Annotated in this window: 11 protein-coding genes and 1 pseudogene; 1 reads left to right on the top strand and 11 read right to left on the bottom strand. The window is 72.9% G+C overall.

What is annotated here, in order from left to right:
• Window positions 1-208: 208 nt before the first annotated feature.
• The 10 genes and pseudogenes from U5640_RS35250 to U5640_RS35205 all read right to left on the bottom strand — a co-directional run bounded on the left by U5640_RS35250 (window position 209) and on the right by U5640_RS35205 (window position 13,171).
• Complete coding sequence (locus U5640_RS35250; protein ID WP_340381785.1) at window positions 209-1,189, bottom strand: hypothetical protein; 981 nt, start codon at window positions 1,187-1,189, stop codon at window positions 209-211.
• Entirely contained in the window at window positions 1,186-4,662 is a 3,477-nt protein-coding gene (locus U5640_RS35245) for a DNA polymerase III subunit alpha (RefSeq protein WP_340381783.1), read from the bottom strand. Before U5640_RS35245 ends, U5640_RS35250 begins: the two co-directional genes overlap by 4 nt.
• A 207-nt stretch (window positions 4,663-4,869) precedes the next feature.
• Window positions 4,870-5,068 (bottom strand): annotated as a pseudogene (locus U5640_RS35240) (S1 family peptidase); the annotation flags it as partial.
• Window positions 5,069-5,138: 70 nt separating this feature from the next.
• Window positions 5,139-5,990 carry a slipin family protein gene (locus U5640_RS35235; RefSeq protein WP_340385528.1) on the bottom strand — a complete coding sequence of 284 codons (852 nt, stop codon included), beginning with the start codon at window positions 5,988-5,990 and terminating at the stop codon, window positions 5,139-5,141.
• A gap of 196 nt (window positions 5,991-6,186) precedes the next feature.
• The gene (locus U5640_RS35230) at window positions 6,187-7,098 is read right to left on the bottom strand and encodes a S1 family peptidase (RefSeq protein ID WP_340381781.1); all 912 of its coding nucleotides are present in this window, start codon (window positions 7,096-7,098) and stop codon (window positions 6,187-6,189) included.
• Between the two features lie 227 nt (window positions 7,099-7,325).
• A complete protein-coding gene (locus tag U5640_RS35225; protein WP_340381779.1) occupies window positions 7,326-8,141 on the bottom strand; it encodes a DUF1684 domain-containing protein in 816 nt (271 codons plus the stop codon).
• Between the two features lie 6 nt (window positions 8,142-8,147).
• Entirely contained in the window at window positions 8,148-9,014 is an 867-nt protein-coding gene (locus U5640_RS35220) for an LLM class flavin-dependent oxidoreductase (protein WP_340381777.1), read from the bottom strand.
• 74 nt (window positions 9,015-9,088) lie between these two features.
• Complete coding sequence (locus tag U5640_RS35215; RefSeq protein WP_340381775.1) at window positions 9,089-10,924, bottom strand: FAD/NAD(P)-binding protein; 1,836 nt, start codon at window positions 10,922-10,924, stop codon at window positions 9,089-9,091.
• 377 nt (window positions 10,925-11,301) lie between these two features.
• Window positions 11,302-11,898, bottom strand: a complete 597-nt coding sequence (locus tag U5640_RS35210; RefSeq protein ID WP_340381774.1) for an ATP/GTP-binding protein — start codon at window positions 11,896-11,898, stop codon at window positions 11,302-11,304.
• A 112-nt stretch (window positions 11,899-12,010) separates the two neighbouring features.
• The gene (locus U5640_RS35205; RefSeq protein ID WP_340381773.1) at window positions 12,011-13,171 is read right to left on the bottom strand and encodes a DUF5685 family protein; all 1,161 of its coding nucleotides are present in this window, start codon (window positions 13,169-13,171) and stop codon (window positions 12,011-12,013) included.
• A 308-nt stretch (window positions 13,172-13,479) separates the two neighbouring features.
• Here U5640_RS35205 and U5640_RS35200 point away from each other — a divergent pair, with 308 nt between their 5' ends.
• The gene (locus U5640_RS35200; protein ID WP_340381772.1) at window positions 13,480-13,917 is read left to right on the top strand and encodes a cell division protein SepF; all 438 of its coding nucleotides are present in this window, start codon (window positions 13,480-13,482) and stop codon (window positions 13,915-13,917) included.
• Between the two features lie 42 nt (window positions 13,918-13,959).
• Here U5640_RS35200 and U5640_RS35195 read toward each other — a convergent pair whose 3' ends face one another.
• Window positions 13,960-15,150 (bottom strand): acyl-CoA dehydrogenase family protein, encoded by a 1,191-nt coding sequence (locus U5640_RS35195; protein WP_340381770.1) that lies wholly within the window; start codon window positions 15,148-15,150, stop codon window positions 13,960-13,962.
• Between the last annotated feature and the right edge of the window lie 23 nt (window positions 15,151-15,173).

Genomic DNA, 15,173 nt, shown 5'->3' with positions numbered 1-15,173 from the left:
TGTGTGAAGTTACGCGTCAGTAAAAACTTCCAGTGGTAGTAAGCGGCGAGGGGCCGGCCTCGCCACCGGCCCGTCCCCGTCGACGCCCGGCACGGCACCTTCGGGCGACGCTCCGCCTTGCGATGCACCGCACCGGACGCCGCGCGCTTCCCGGCAGACCTTCCCGGTCACGGCACTGGGTGATCTCGTGGCGCGCGGTCCCGGTTATTCACGCGGCCAGCGTCCCCGGGATCAGCGCCCCCGGCCCGAACTTCGCCCGCACCCGGTCGGCGACCTCCTCGATCCGGCGGACCTTCTCGTCGGCGGCATCGAAGGTGAGCTGGTAGGAGGCCTGGTCGGCGGGGCCGAGCGCCTCCGCGCGCAGGACGACCGCCCGGACCCGGGCACGCTGCAGCCCGAGCGCCTCGTACAGGGAGTACGCCGTCCTCGTCAGGGCCGCCGAGTGCGCGGTCGGCTCCCCGAGGGTGCGGCTGCGGGTGGTGGAGGACCGGTCGGCGTAGCGCACGGTGAGGGTCAGGGTGCGGCAGACCTTCTCCAGCGCGCGCAGCCGGGCGCCCAGTTCCCCGGCGGCGGACAGCAGGGCCCGGCGGTGCCGGTCGGGGTCCAACTCGTCGCGGCCGAAGGGGCGTTCGGCCGCCAGTGATCGGGAGACGGCGTTCGGGACGACCCGGCCGCGGTCGATCCCGCTCGCCTTCTCCCGCAGCTCCCGGCCCGCCTTCGCGCCGACCAGACGCTGCAGGGTGGACAGGGGCGCGGCGGCGACCCGGCCGAGGGTGTCGAGGCCGTACTCGCCCAGGGTGCGGGCGGTGGCCGCCCCGACGCCGGGCAGCGCGGCGACCGGCTTCCCGGCGAGGAACTCCCGTACCCGGTCCGCGTCCTGCGGGACCGTACAGGTCAGCCCCGGCCGGGCGTCCCGCAGTGCGATCCGGGCCAGCATCGGGCCGGGACCGGCCCCGATGGCGCAGTCGACGCCGTACAGCGCGAGGGCGCGGACCCGGATCACCGCGGCCAGTTCCACCGCGCTGCGCCCGAAGTACCGTTCGGCGCCCCGCAGATCGGCCAGCGCCCCGTCCGGCGGCAGCGCCTCGACGACCGGTGTGAACTCCTCGAGCAGCCCGAGCAGCCCCGGCAGGGCCGTCTCGGCCTCGTTCCGCGCAGGCGGCTGGAAACGTACGCAGAGGATGGTCATCCCGCACTCCCCGGACTCTGGTGCCACAACTTCCGTACCGTCGAAGGCCCTTGAGAGGCCTCTTGTCCCGCGGGCCGCAGATCGGCCCATGGGTGGAGTTCGTATCCGGTGGGCAGACGGATTCGCCTGCCCCCCGTGGAATCGCCGGACCCGGCCGGCTCCTCCGCCTCCTGTCCCGTCCCCGTGCCCGCCTGCGGCCCCGGTTCCGCGAGCCGGGCCGCGACCTCGTCCAGCCCGCCCGCGGCGCGCAGTTCGACCAGTTCGGCGAGGTTCCAGGCGGTGGAGCCCACCACGCTCAGGCTGCGCGGCCCGCGCCGCTGCACCACTCCGCGCACCAGCAGCAGCCAGGAGTGGAAGACGGTGTGCGCGCAGGCGTCGTGGGAGTCGTCGAAGAAGGCGAGGTCGACCAGGCCCGTGCCGTCGTCCAGGGTGGTGAAGATGACCCGCTTCCCGGACCGGATCGGCGGGGTCTGGGTGGCCGCCTTGGCGCCCGCGACCAGCACGGTCTCCCCGTGCCGCGCCTCCCGCAGCCGCCGCGCCGGGACCACGCCCAGTTCGTCGAGGAAGGCCCGGTGGTCGTCCATCAGATGCTGTGAGGCGTCCATGGACAGCACGCCCAGCTCGGCGCTGAGCCGCTCGGCGAAGGACAGGTCCGGCAGCCCGGCGGGGGCCGTCTTCCGCCCGCCCGCCAGGGGGAGTTGGCCGCCGCCCGCGCCCCGGGCACCCCGGTGCAGTTCGGTCAGGTGCAGTTGCAGGTCCCGGCGGTTGGCGCCGAACTCGTCCAGGGCGCCGACCTGTGCGAGCCGTCCGGCGAGCGGGCGGCTCGGGCGGGCCCGTTCCCAGAAGTCGAGGAGCGAGGCGTACGGCTGTCCGTCCGCGACCCGTGCCGCCTCCGCCTCGCTGATGCCGTGCACGTCGGAGAGGGCGAGCCGCAGCCCCCACACCGAAGGGGACTCGGACACCAGTTCGATACGATGGGTGACTCCCGACCGGTTCACGTCCAGCGGCAGGATCGGCACCCCGCGCCGCCGCGCGTCCGCCAGCAGCAGCCGCTTCGGGTACATCCCGGGGTCGTGGGTGAGCAGCCCGGCGTAGAAGGCGGCCGGGTGGTGCGCCTTCAGCCACGCCGACTGGTACGTCGGGACGGCGAAGGCGACCGCGTGCGCCTTGCAGAAGCCGTACGACCCGAAGGCCTCGACGATCTCCCAGGTCCGCCGAATCGTCTCCGCGTCATAGCCGTTCGCCGTCGCATGCTGGGCGAACCACACCTTGATCCGCCCCTGCGACTCCGGATCGGACAGCCCGCGCCGCACCCGGTCCGCCTCGCCGCGCCCGCAGCGGGTCATGATCGCGACGATGTCGATGATCTGCTCGTGGAAGACGACGACCCCGTACGTCCCCTTCAGCGGCTCCTCCAGATCGGGGTGCGGGTAGCGGACCGGCGCCCGCCCGTGCCGTGCCTCGATGAACGGCCGCACCATGTCGGCGGCGACCGGTCCGGGCCGGAAGAGGGAGATGTCGACGACCAGGTCGTGGAAGGTGGCCGGCTGGAGCCGCCCGACCAGGTCGCGCTGGCCCGGCGACTCGATCTGGAAGCAGCCCAGCGTCTCGGTCGACCGGATGAGCCGGTACGTCGACGGGTCCCCCGGCGCCACCGCGTCCAGGTCGATCCGCTCCCCCGTCGCCCGCTCCACCTCGGCCACCGCGTGCGCCATCGCCGACTGCATCCGCACCCCCAGCACATCCAGCTTGAGCAGCCCGAGGTCCTCCACGTCGTCCTTGTCGAACTGCGCCATGGGCAGCCCCTCGCCGCTGGTCGGCACGACCGGCGTCCGGGAGAGCAGGGAGGCGTCGGAGAGGAGGACCCCGCACGGGTGCATGGCGATCCCGCGCGGCAGGGCGTCGAGCGCCTCGACCAGCTCCCAGAGCTTTCCGTACCGCTCCTTCTCCGCCGCCAGCGCCTTCAGTTCGGGCAGTTCCTCCAGCGCCGCCCGGGCGTCCCGGGCCCGGATGTGCGGGAAGGACTTGGCGATGCGGTCGATGTCTGCGGGGTCCATGGACAGGGCCGCGCCCACGTCCCGGACGGCGTGCCGGATCCGGTAGGTCTCCGGCATCGCGACCGTCGCGACCCGTTCGGCGCCGAACCGGCCGATGATCGCCCGGTAGACCTCGATCCGGCGCGCGGACTCCACGTCGATGTCGATGTCGGGCAGCACGACCCGCTCCTTCGACAGGAACCGCTCCATCAGCAGCCCGTGCTCGACCGGGTCGGCGTGCGCGATGCCGAGGAGGTGGTTGACGAGGGAGCCCGCGCCGGAGCCGCGCGCGGCGACCCGGATGCCCAGGTGCCGTACGTCGTCGACGACCTGGGCGACGGTGAGGAAGTAGGAGGCGAAGCCGTGGTGGGCGATGATGTCCAGCTCGTGGTGCATCCGTTCCCAGTAGGCGCGCCGGCCGGTGTAGCCGTACCGCACCATGCCCGCCACCGCCCGGGAGGCCAGCGCCCGCTGGGCGGTGCGCCGGCCCGCGCCGACGAGGTGCGGTTCGGGGAAGTGGACGGCGCCCATGCCGAGGTCGTCCTCGGGGTCCACCAGGCACTCGGCGGCCGTGTCCCGGGTGCGCTCCAGCAGCCGGCCGGCGGTGTCCTTCCGGAAGCCCGCGGCCTCCACGATCCGCTCGGCCGCCGCGGCCATGGCGTCCGCGCCCTTCAGCCAGGCCTCGCCCGAGTCGAGTTCTCTGGACGGGTCGACGGGGACGAGCCGGCGGGCCGCGTCCAGGATGTCGGCGACCGGGCCCTGGCCGGGGTCGGCGTAGCGGACGGCGTTGCTGAGGACCGGGCGGATCCGCTGTTCGGCGGCGAAGCCGACGGTGCGGGCGGCCAGCCGCAGGGAGCCGGGGCCGGTGCCCTCGCGGCCGTGCCAGACGGCCTCCAGGCGCAGGGCGTCGCCGTACACCTCGCGCCAGGGGGCGAGGAGCTTCGCGGCGCGGTCCGGGCGCCCGGCGGCGAGGGCCCGGCCGACGTCGGAGGCGGGGCCGAGCAGGACGGTGAGGCCGTCGCCGTGGTTGCCGGTCCAGGGCAGCACCGGGACGTCGCCCTCGGCATGGGCGGCGGTGACGATCCGGCACAGGTCGGCCCAGCCCCGGGCGCCGTCGCGGGCGAGGAAGGTGACGCGGGGGGTCGACTCGTCGATGAAGGCACCGCCGCGCACGGGCGTGCGGCGCCTCTCCCGCCGTACGTCACTGTCCTGCCGTACGGGCCCGGCGACCGCCAGGTCCACGCCGAACAGCGGGCGCACGCCCGCCTGCGCACAGGCCTTGGTGAAGCGGACCGTGCCGGCCAGGGTGTCGCGGTCGGTGAGGGCGAGGGCGTCCATGCCCCGCTCGGCGGCGCGCTCGGCCAGCCGGTCCGGGTGCGAGGCCCCGTGGCGCAGGGAGAACCCGGAGACGGTGTGCAGATGCGTGAAGCCTGGCACACGCACCTCCCACGCTCACGCTTCGAACATCAGTTCCCTAATCCCTCACCTCCACCATAGACCAATTCCCGAACATCTGTACGACTACCCTCCGGCTCCCCTACGACTGCTCTCCGGACGCCCCTCACCTGCGTAAACACAGGAACCAGGCGGTCAGCCGATCCGGGTGCCCGTCGCCGACAGCACCTCCGTCACCGGCTGGAAGAACGCGGTGCACCTGACCAGGCCGTAGTCGTCGCCGGGGAAGCGGGAGACCGCGTCGGTGCCGATCACGGTGCCGGCGGAGTCCGACCAGGTGGAGACGGCCTCGGTGCAGTGCCCGGCGGTCAGGAAGTTACGGCTCGCCGCCCTTGACCACGTCGAAGCCGAGCGAACAGCGGCCGCCCCCGCCGCCGATCGGGTCGCCGCGCACAGGGTGGGCACTGCACGCCCCTCGCGCCTTCACCACGCCGTTCGCACTGCAAACGCCCCGGGCGCTACGACTGGCCGCCTCCCTGCTCGGGCGCGGGAGACGGTGCGGGTGCTGCCGCAGGTGCGGGTGCCGGTGCCGGTGCCGGTGCGGGCAGTTGCTGTTGCGCCTTCTCCAGGAACCTCAGGAGTTCCACCGGGAACGGCAGCACCAGCGTGGAGTTCTTCTCCGCGGCGACCGCCACCACCGTCTGCAACAGGCGCAACTGGAGCGCGGCGGGCTGCTCGGACATCTCGCGGGCCGCCTCCGCGAGCTTCTTGGAGGCCTGGAGCTCGGCGTCGGCGTTGATGACCCTCGCCCGCCGCTCCCGGTCGGCCTCGGCCTGCCGGGCCATGGACCGCTTCATCGTCTCGGGCAGCGAGACGTCCTTGATCTCGACCCGGTCGATGGTCACGCCCCACTCCACGGCCGGGCTGTCGATCATCAACTCCAGCCCCTGGTTGAGCTTTTCGCGGTCGGAGAGCAGATCGTCCAGCTCACTCTTGCCGATGATGGACCTCAGCGAGGTCTGCGCCATCTGCGAGACGGCGAACCGGTAGTCCTCCACCCGGACCACCGCCTCGGCCGGCGAGGTCACCCTGAAGTACACGACGGCGTCGACCCGGACCGTCACATTGTCCCGGGTGATGCCCTCCTGACCGGGCACCGGCATCGTGACGATCTGCATGTTGACCTTCCGGAGCCGGTCGATGCCCGGCACGATCAGGGTCAGCCCGGGTCCGCGCACCGCGGGCCGGAGCTTCCCGAGCCGGAAGACCACACCCCGCTCGTACTGCTTGACGACCCGCGCCGCCGCCGCCACGTACACCACCGCGGCGGACACGAGCCCGGCTCCCGCCGCCACCAACTCCTCGACCATGCCGGCCCCCAGGGGTCCGAAGCGCCACCCGTCCACTGCCCGTCCTACGACGGTAACCCCGCCCCCGCACGAGAGGGAGCCCCCGGACAGAAGAGAGCCCCCGCACGGCGGTTCACGCGCGGGGGCCGTCGAGCAGTGCCTGCGCGGCGCCGCCGCGGAGGTACGGGACGTACTGGAAGCGGAGGTACGGGACGTGCTAGAAGACGCTCACGCCGTACGCGCTCAGGGCCTCCGTCACCGGCTGGAAGAAGGTCGTGCCGCCGGAGGTGCAGTTGCCGCTGCCGCCGGAGGTCAGACCGTAGGCGATGCCGCTGGTGGAGTACAGCGGGCCACCGGAGTCGCCGCCCTCGGCACAGACGTTGGTCTGGATCATGCCGTAGACGATGTCTCCGCCGCCGTAGTTCACCGTGGCGTTCAGCGCGGTGACCCGGCCGCTGTGGATGCCGGTGGTCGAGCCGTCACGGTAGACCGTGGCACCGACGCCGGGCGTGCCCGCGCTGGTGATGTCCGTGTTGCCCGCGGTGCCGGACTTGGCGACCGAGCTGTTGGTGTAGCGGACCAGGGCGTAGTCGTTGGTCGGGAAGCTGTAGTTGACGTTCGTGCCCAGCACCGTCGACTGCCCGGAGTTGGAGTACCAGGTCGAGGCGACCTCGCCGCAGTGACCGGCGGTCAGGAAGTAGTAGGTGCTGCCGCTGACCACGTTGAAGCCGAGCGAACAGCGGTAGCCGCCGCCGTAGATGGCGTCGCCGCCCGCGATGAGCTTGTTGAACTTGCCGGGGGTGTGCTTGACCGTGAGGGCGCCGGCGTTGCTGCCCGCGGCCTCCTTGATCTTCGCGATCTCGGCGTCGGAGACCGTGCTGTCGACGGTGACGAGGAGGCGGTCGGCCTCGCTGTCGACGGCCCAGGCGGTGCCCGGGACGTCCGCCCGGAGGACGGAGGCGCCCGCGCTCTTCAGCTGGGCGGGGCTGAAGGTGGCGGTGTCCGCCGCGCTCGCGTGGGGGGTCGCGAAGGCGGCTGCGGCCACGAGTCCGGTGGTGACGGCGATCAGCCGGCTCCGTCTCGAGATACCGCGCGTGGGGGTGGTGGGGGTAGTGCGCTTGATCCTCACGTTTCGTTCCCTCCCAGGGGAAGTCGGGGGCCCGTCGTGTGGGGTCGGGGCCCGTGAGGCGCAGCCAGGATCAGACATTCGTCCGGTTTTCGGACACGCCGCGACCCTGACAAGCGCTGAGGGGGAGTATTCGGCCGAACGGCCGGTCGGCGCAAGGTCGCCTTTCGGCCGTCAGACCATGAGCGAATCACGTGAGTTGAGCCCTCTTCGAGGCCTCTTGCCCCAGCTCAGACCAGGTTGCGCTCCCCTGCCTCGATCTCCACGTCGAGAGTGTTCCCCGGTGGCGGGAAGGGGCAGATGAAAGCGTGGGCGAATGCACACGGAGGCAGTACGGCACGGTTGAAGTCCACGGTCGTGCGCCCCTCGTCGTCGGGGGCACCCGGATGGAGGAACCGGAACCGGTGGCTGCTCACCCCGCTGGTGGCGTCGGCGAACACCGCCCACAGCGAGCCGTCGCCCTGCACGGCCACCTGGAGTGTGTGCGCGCGCCCGTCGAGGGCGAATGCGAGTTCGCCGCCGAGCCCGAGACCGCGCTCGCGTCCGTCGGCGTTCGGGACCCGGACGGTCCGGTCCTCGGCGTACGGCGTGAAGCGCCCCGGCACCGACCAGCGCGCCTCGTACGGGCCGGCCGCCACGCCGCGGAACAGGCGCCGGGCCTCGGCCGCGGGGTCGAAGCCGCGCACCCCCCAGACCCCCTCCCGCACGAGCACGACCAGCCGCCGCTCCCCGTGCGCGACCTGGGACGCGTCCACCGCCCCGGGGTCGGCGCCGAGCCGTACCGTTCCGCCGAACGGCCGTCCGTCCAGGGTCAGCCCGTCGCTCTCGGCCGCCGTGAGCACCACCCCGTCCTCTTCCGCCGACCAGACCCCGGGGGTGTCCGGAAGTCGACCGTCCGGAAAGTCCTCCAGCCAGAAGGTTCCGGTGAGCGCGAGGGGGCCGTAGGGCGCCGCGAGCGTCTCCAGCCGGTGTTCGTGCCAGCGCTTCCACTCGTCCGCCGCGTCCGCCGTGTCGGTGCCGGTCGCGTCCGTCGCGTCCGTCGTCATGTGTGGTCAGCCTTTCGGTACCGGGTCGGGCGACCCGAGGAGTGAGGGGCCGCCCGCGTACTGGTGGGCGGGCCGGGCCAGGCCGAGGTGCTCGCGCAGGGTGCCGCCCGGGTAGAAGGTGCGGAACAGACCGCGGTGCTGGAGCAGCGCGACCGTTCCGTTGACCAGGCGTTCCAGATCGCGGTGGGGTTCGACGGGGACCAGGTGGAAGCCGTCGGCCGCGGCCTCCCGGTGCCAGGTGGCGATCAGCTCCGCGAGGTCGACGGGGCCGCCGCGGTAGAGCGGGCCCCGGCCGGTCTGCCGGGGGCCGCCCCCGCCGTGGCCCGGTTCGGCCGCGTGCTCGCCGTCCCCGAGGTCGACGAGCAGACTCGCCAGCACCCGCAGGGAGTCCGGGTCACGCCCGGCCGCGGCGGCCTCAGCGCGCAGGTGTCCCCGGACGGCCCGGCCCTCGGCGGAACCGGTCACCCGGACCAGCGCCACATCGGCGTACCGGGCGGCGGCGGGCCGCACGGCCGCCTCGGTGGCGTCGGCGACCCGCACGGGATGCCCCGGCACCGACGGGGACCCGCACGGCTCCTCCGCCGCGCCCCCGTCCGGGGAGACGTCGGTCCACCGGCCGACGCGACCGGGCGCGACGGCCTCGGCACCCGGCTCGGCGCCGGTCGGCGGCCCGGTGAGCGGGCCCACGAGCCCGACGTGATCCGTGGCATCCGCCATCCGGCCGAGCACGGCGGAGACGTCGAGGGTGGGGGTGGCGTCCAGCGTGACGAAGTCGAGCCCGCCGCGCTCGGCGAGCCGCGCCAGCTCGACGTAGGGGCCGGCCGCGTCCGCACCGGGCAGGGCGAGGGCGGCGGCCAGATGCAGCAGTCCCATGGCTCACAGCGCCTTCGACGGCAGCGGCCTCGGGCCCCACCCTCGGTGGGGGCACCTGACGGCGACCAGGACGGTCATCGGGAGAACTCCTTCGGCGGGCCGGGGTCGGCCGGGGCGGCGGTGTGGGCGCCGAGGTCCCGCAGGAACACCAGGACGGCGCGGGCGGTGGCGTCGTTCTGCCGGAACGCGGGACCGCCGGTGCGGGGGCGGGTGAACGCGCCGGGGGTGCGTGCGTCGGTGTGCGGGCCGAGCGCGAAGCGCCGCGGGTGCGGTCGCCCGCCGCCGTCCAGGACCCGCCCGTCGGCGCGGTCCACCCGCAGCAGTCCGTCGGCCGTCTCCCCGGCGCCCTCGGCGTGCAGGGCGCGCAGCAGCGGATCGAGGGCGCGCCGCAGGGTCGGCTCGGGCAGCCGGGCCTCCACCAGCGCCCGTGCCTCGACGGAGAACCCCGGCACGGTCGGGCTCGACGCCCGGAACACCCCGTCCTCGGCGCGGACGGCCATGTCGGCGCCGACGAACCGGAGCACTCCGGCCCGGGACAGCGCGAGCAGCTGCCGCAGCCGGGGTCCGGGCGGCCCGGAGGCGAGGTAGCTGAAGAACCCGTGCCACCAGGACCCGATGTCCCCGAGCCGCACGAGCTGCCCGTAGACCGACAGCAGCCCGAGGAACACGGACAGATCGGGGCTGTGCGCGGGATCGTGACGGCGGCTCAGATCGTCCTCGACGTACCGCCGCAGGCCGTCCTGGAACTCCTCGTGCGAGGCGTACCGCAGCCCGTCGAGCGGCCGGTCCAGCGCGGTCAGGTCGAGCCGGTCGGCCGGGTCCGGCACGGCGGAGGCGACGAGGGCCTCCCGGTCGGCCGCCCCGGTGGCGGCCGCGTACTTCTCCTCGAAGTCCGTCCAGGCGATCGCGGTCCGCTCGGGGTGGGCGGCGAACAGCCGGTGGTAGTGGGCGAAGCCCAGCTCCTTCTCCACCAGCGGCCACACGTCCCGCCGGAAGTCGAACCCGCCCGGCCGGGCGAGCAGTTCGTCGGTCTGGGCGGGTCCGAGGAACCGGGGCAGCGGGGGCCGCCCGCCGGTCCAGTCGTAGCCGATCTTCGCGTGGTACGGCACTCCGCGCCGCGACCCCACGTACAGCACCGGTTCCCGCCCCGAGGGCACGTAGGTGTCCCCCTCGTAGCGTCCGCCGCGCCCCTCGGTGAGCAGCACCATCAGATCGACGAAGGCCAGTCCGAAGCCGCGCACGAGGACGGCTTCACCGGGCCGGAGGGCGGACAGGTCGCTGTCGGCGGTGAAGTCGGGCGGCAGGTGGACGAGCCCGTGGTCGCGGGCGTACGCGGCCAGTTCCCGCTGGTCGTCGTCGAGTTCGGCGTCGAGGTGGCCGAGGGTGAGGACGACGAGGTCGGCGTGGAGCGGCCGGGACCGTCCTTCGAGCCACACCTGCTGGCGTCCCTCGCGCGGACCGCTCACCCGCAGGGCGCGCCGGGGATGGTGGTGGACGGTGATGCCCTCCGGCAGCGCGGCGACGGCCTGTTCGTGCACCCACCGCAGATAGGCGCCCTGGAGCTGCCGGTCGGCGAAGAGCCGCCCGTCGACGCCGGCCCACTCGTGCAGGGTGGGCCCCGGCCGCACCGGACCGTCCATCAGCACGGTGTCGTCGGTGAACATGGTGACGTCCTCGGCGTGCGAGTTCATCCACAGCAACGGTGACTGCGCGGCCCGCCAGATCCGGCCGGCGCCCGGCGGGTGCGGGTCGACGAGATGGATGTCGAGGCCCTGACCGGCGTACAGCTCGGGCGCGCCGGCGGCGATGCGTTCGATCAGACCGGTACCCCGCGGGCCGGCCCCGACGATGACGAGCGACTGTCTCGTGTCCGGGGAGGCGGGGACGCGGGCAAGGGTGTGGGAAGACATGCGAAGGCTCCGTGACGCATCGGTCGAACACGGTGGAGTGCCTTCACACGGCAGGAAGCACGGCCGAGCCCCTCAGCAGGGCCGTACAGCGAGAGTACGGCGGTGTTTGCCCTCACTGTCAAGGCTGTCCGCACTGTGAGCCGTACGTCTCAGGTCGGTTGACGCCCCACCGGAGACCTGTTCCACTTGGCCCATGCATCCGCAGCAGTGGCTGGTCACCCGCTCCCACATCGACTTCGGTCGAGTGTGGTCCTCTTCCTGTTGAGCTGACCCCCTGCGCGCCCCGGCCCGTTGACCGCCGGGGACGCTCACGCGTTCACCCCCTTCGCCTTCACACGCACCCCCCTCCCCTCGTCCCGCCCTCGCCGTACGGCGAGTCAGCGCGCCCCCACGGCCCGTGCCCCCGAAGAGGCCCGCACCCCGATGACCCGATCCATCAACACCCCCAGCACATCCCGCACCGACCCCCGCTTGCGCGCGTCACACTCCAGCACCGGCACCTCGGGAGCCAGCCCCAACGCCCCGCGGACCTCCTCCAACGCGTACGGCTCGGCCCCGTCGAAGCGATTCACGGCCAGCACGAACGGCGCCCCGTGCGCCTCGAAGTAGTCCACGGCGGGGAAGCACTCCTCGATCCGCCGGGTGTCCGCCAGGACGACCGTCCCGAGCGCGCCCTCCACCAGGTCGTCCCACAGGAACGAGAACCGTGCCTGCCCGGGCGTCCCGAACAGGTACAGCGCGATGGCCGGATCGAGGGTGATGCGCCCGAAGTCGAGCGCGACGGTGGTCCTGGTCTTGGCCTCCACCCCTTCCAGGGAGTCGACTCCCACCGACACCTGGGTGATCGCCGCCTCGGTGTCGAGGGGCTCTATCTCGGAAACGGCCCCGATGAAGGTCGTCTTACCGACCCCGAGCCCCCCGCTCACCACGATCTTCACGGCAAGCGGCACGGTTTTCTCTGAGCGCCCGGGCATGATCCGTGATCCTTTCGAGCTTCCGTGTCTCGACAGGAGATACGTCCCGCGGACGCTCGACGCTCACCGGCGCTCCCCACAACGCCCCGGGTGCACGGCGGGTGACGGTGTGTCAGCAGGAACAGTCGCAGCCGCAGCAGTCGCACCCGTCGCAGCAGTCGCAGTTGCAGCAGTCACCGCACCCGCAGTCGCAGTTCCCGCAGTCACAGGTGGAGCAGCAGCCCTCGCGCTTCTTCCGCGACCAGGGACCCTCGAACTCGTCGGCACAGCACACCTGGCAGGTGCAGAACAGCCCGAGCGCGACGGCACACCCGGCGAGCAGCCCCCGAGGCTGCCGGGGCGGCGCGGGCATCTGCGGCGGCGGCCCGAACGCGGCCCTGCCCTGCCGCGCGGCCCCCGGGTGCGGGTGCCCGCACGAGGAGGTCCCGAACGCCCGGTCCACCGACCGCTCCAGCTCGTGCGCGAGCAGCAGGTGCGCCAGCCGCCCCTCCACGAACTCGACGTCCCGCAGCGCGAGCCGTATGCCGTGCAGGGCGTCGTCCGCGAGCCGCCGGGCCTCGGTGAGCGGGGTGCCGGTCGCCGTGAGCGGGTTCCAGGCGCCCGCCTCGGCATCGGCGGCCTGGTCCTCGACGGCGTCCAGAAGATGCGCGAGCCGTCCGAAGAGCCGGCCGGCCTCGGCCAGCGGGACGGCGTTGCCCGGACGGCCCGCGAGGACCGCGGTGTGCGCGAAGGCGGCGGCCGTGGCGGTCTCGGTCGGCTCGGTGACGGCCAGCAGCGAGGTACCGGGGCCGGCCAGCGTCTCCAGCCCGAGCTGGCGGTCCACCGCGTCCACCAGGACCGCCGTGTCGAAGCCGACCGCGGCCCCGCCGCGCTCCCCGGCCCGCCCCCAGCTCCTGGCCACCCTGCGGGCGGCGGCGGCGACCGGACGCCGGGCCAGCAGCCCGTCCCCGTCGGCGACATGGTCGCGCACCTTGGCCGAGGCCAGCACCAGCGAGACGGCCGCCGCGAGCCGCGCCCCCTCGCCCTGGGCGACGGAGGCGGTGCGCATCCCGCGCAACGGGCACGGCCCCGCCGTGCGCCGCCCCGTTCCCCCCGGCGCGGCCTGAGCCTCCGTCAGGACCGAGATGAGCAGCCCGTCGTAGTTGGTGACGACCCGTGCGAACTGTCCGTGGTCGCCGCGCAACGCGAGACACAGTCCGCACAGGTGTGCCATCCACTGACTCTTGAGTCGCTCGCCGAGCCGGTGACCGCACGGTCTGACGATTCCGAACATGGAGAACCCCCGCTCTCAGGACATTGAGCTGCCGCATGCTATCGGCCGATAATCGCCTTTGAACGCTCCGCCCTGTTCACCCGTACGCACCACGTATCACCCGTACGCCGCGAACAGTCATATTTCACTCACAGTCAGCAGCCGTACACAGCAGGACCCTTGGGGGGCGCGGGCTCTCGACGGATTCTCTGTGCACCAGTACCGTCACAAACCCCCCGCGCGGCGTCTATCCACTTGGCGCGACATCCGCATCATGGACGACCATGGGTTGCGGAAAGGAAGAAAGACCGCTGTGAGAGGAGGCGTCCATGGGATCGGTGCGCAAGGCGAGTGCCTGGCTTGGCCTCGTCGACGACAACGATGACGAGCGTTACTACGACGACGACTACTCCGAGGGAACCGACTCGCAAGAAGCCTGGGTCACCGACCCGCGCGTCAAGGTCGCCTCGGACACGGCCGAGGAGAAGGGCCGCCGGATCGGCACGGTCACCCCGGACAGCTTCCGGGACGCGCGGCTGATCGGTGAGCTGTTCCGCGAGGGCGTGCCGGTCATCGTGAACCTGACGGCCATGGAGGCCGGGGACGCCAAGCGCGTCGTCGACTTCGCGGCCGGGCTGATCTTCGGACTGCGCGGTTCGATCGAGCGGGTCTCGACCCGGGTGTTCCTGCTGACCCCGTCCAACACGGAGATCGTGAACGGCGACCCGGCCGGGCACCGCACGGACGGTTTCTTCAACCAGAGCTGAGGCAGGGCCGCTCGCCGGCCCTGCCCCGGCCCTCGGGCCCGGTCAGCGGAAGGCGTCGAGTCCGGTGAGCGCCTTGCCCAGCACGAGCTGGTGCATCTCGACGGTGCCCTCATAGGTGAGCACCGACTCCAGATTCGTCGCGTGCCGCATGACGGGATACTCCAGCGAGATCCCGTTGGCCCCGAGGATCGTCCGCGCGGTACGGCAGATCTCGATGGCCTCCCGCACGTTGTTGAGCTTGCCGAAGCTGACCTGCTCGGGACGCAGGCGGCCGGCGTCCATGCGTCGCCCCAGATGGTGGGCGAGCAGAATCCCCTTGTGCAGCTCGACCGCCATGTCGGCGAGCTTGGCCTGGGTCAGCTGGAACCCTCCGATGGGCCGCCCGAACTGCTCGCGGGTGCGGGCGTAACCGACGGCGGCCTCGAAACAGGTGCGGGCCGCACCCATCGCGCCCCAGACGATCCCGTAGCGGGCGTGCGACAGACAGCTGAGCGCCCCCCGCAGTCCGACGACGTCCGGCAGCACGGCGTCCTCGGGCAGCCGCACCTCGTCCAGCACCAGCTCACTGGTCACGCTGGCGCGCAGCGACCACTTGTGCTTGATCTCGGGAGCGGAGAAGCCGGGACTGTCGGTGGGCACGACGAATCCGCGGACGCCTCCGTCGGTCTGCGCCCAGACGACGGCGACCCCGGCCACCGACCCGTTGGTGATCCACATCTTGCGCCCGCTCAGCACCCAGTCCGAGCCGTCGCGCTTGGCGTACGTCCGCATGCCGGCCGGATCGGAGCCGTGGTCGGGCTCGGTGAGCCCGAAGCAGCCGATGACCTCGCCGGAGGCCATCCGGGGCAGCCACGCCCGCTTCTGCTCCTCGGAGCCGAAGCGGTGGATCGCGTACATGGCGAGGGAGCCCTGCACGGAGACCAGGGACCGGATTCCCGAGTCGGCGGCCTCCAGCTCCAGACAGGCGAGCCCGTACTGCACGGCGCTCGCCCCGGCGCACCCGTAGCCGTCGAGCGACATCCCGAGCGCCCCGATCGCCCCGAGCTCCCGGGCGAGCTCCCGGATCACCGGCAGCTCCCCGCTCTCGTACCACTCGGCGACGAAGGGCTCCACCCGGTCCGCCGCCCAGCTCCGCACGGTGTCGCGGATCGCCAGGTCCTCCGGCTCGAGCAGATCGTCGATCCCGAGCGGATCGGCGGGGTCGAAGGGGGGCAACTTCGAGGACGCGACCATGACGAGATCCTCCGAGCGGGCCT

The organism is Streptomyces sp. SS7 (assembly GCF_037993025.1).
GTDB lineage: Bacteria > Actinomycetota > Actinomycetes > Streptomycetales > Streptomycetaceae > Streptomyces.
The sequence above is the reverse complement of the archived record's forward strand: the minus strand, read 5'-3'. Positions and strand labels throughout refer to the sequence as shown.

What these genes read in the sequence shown, in the direction of transcription:
- U5640_RS35250 (WP_340381785.1), bottom strand. Translation starts at nt 1,189, where the DNA reads ATGACCATCCTCTGCGTACGTTTCCAGCCGCCTGCGCGGAACGAGGCC.
- U5640_RS35235 (WP_340385528.1), bottom strand. Translation starts at nt 5,990, where the DNA reads ATGGTCGAGGAGTTGGTGGCGGCGGGAGCCGGGCTCGTGTCCGCCGCG.
- U5640_RS35225 (WP_340381779.1), bottom strand. Translation starts at nt 8,141, where the DNA reads ATGACGACGGACGCGACGGACGCGACCGGCACCGACACGGCGGACGCG.
- U5640_RS35220 (WP_340381777.1), bottom strand. Translation starts at nt 9,014, where the DNA reads ATGGGACTGCTGCATCTGGCCGCCGCCCTCGCCCTGCCCGGTGCGGAC.
- U5640_RS35215 (WP_340381775.1), bottom strand. Translation starts at nt 10,924, where the DNA reads ATGTCTTCCCACACCCTTGCCCGCGTCCCCGCCTCCCCGGACACGAGA.
- U5640_RS35210 (WP_340381774.1), bottom strand. Translation starts at nt 11,898, where the DNA reads ATGCCCGGGCGCTCAGAGAAAACCGTGCCGCTTGCCGTGAAGATCGTG.
- U5640_RS35205 (WP_340381773.1), bottom strand. Translation starts at nt 13,171, where the DNA reads ATGTTCGGAATCGTCAGACCGTGCGGTCACCGGCTCGGCGAGCGACTC.
- U5640_RS35200 (WP_340381772.1), top strand. Translation starts at nt 13,480, where the DNA reads ATGGGATCGGTGCGCAAGGCGAGTGCCTGGCTTGGCCTCGTCGACGAC.
- U5640_RS35195 (WP_340381770.1), bottom strand. Translation starts at nt 15,150, where the DNA reads ATGGTCGCGTCCTCGAAGTTGCCCCCCTTCGACCCCGCCGATCCGCTC.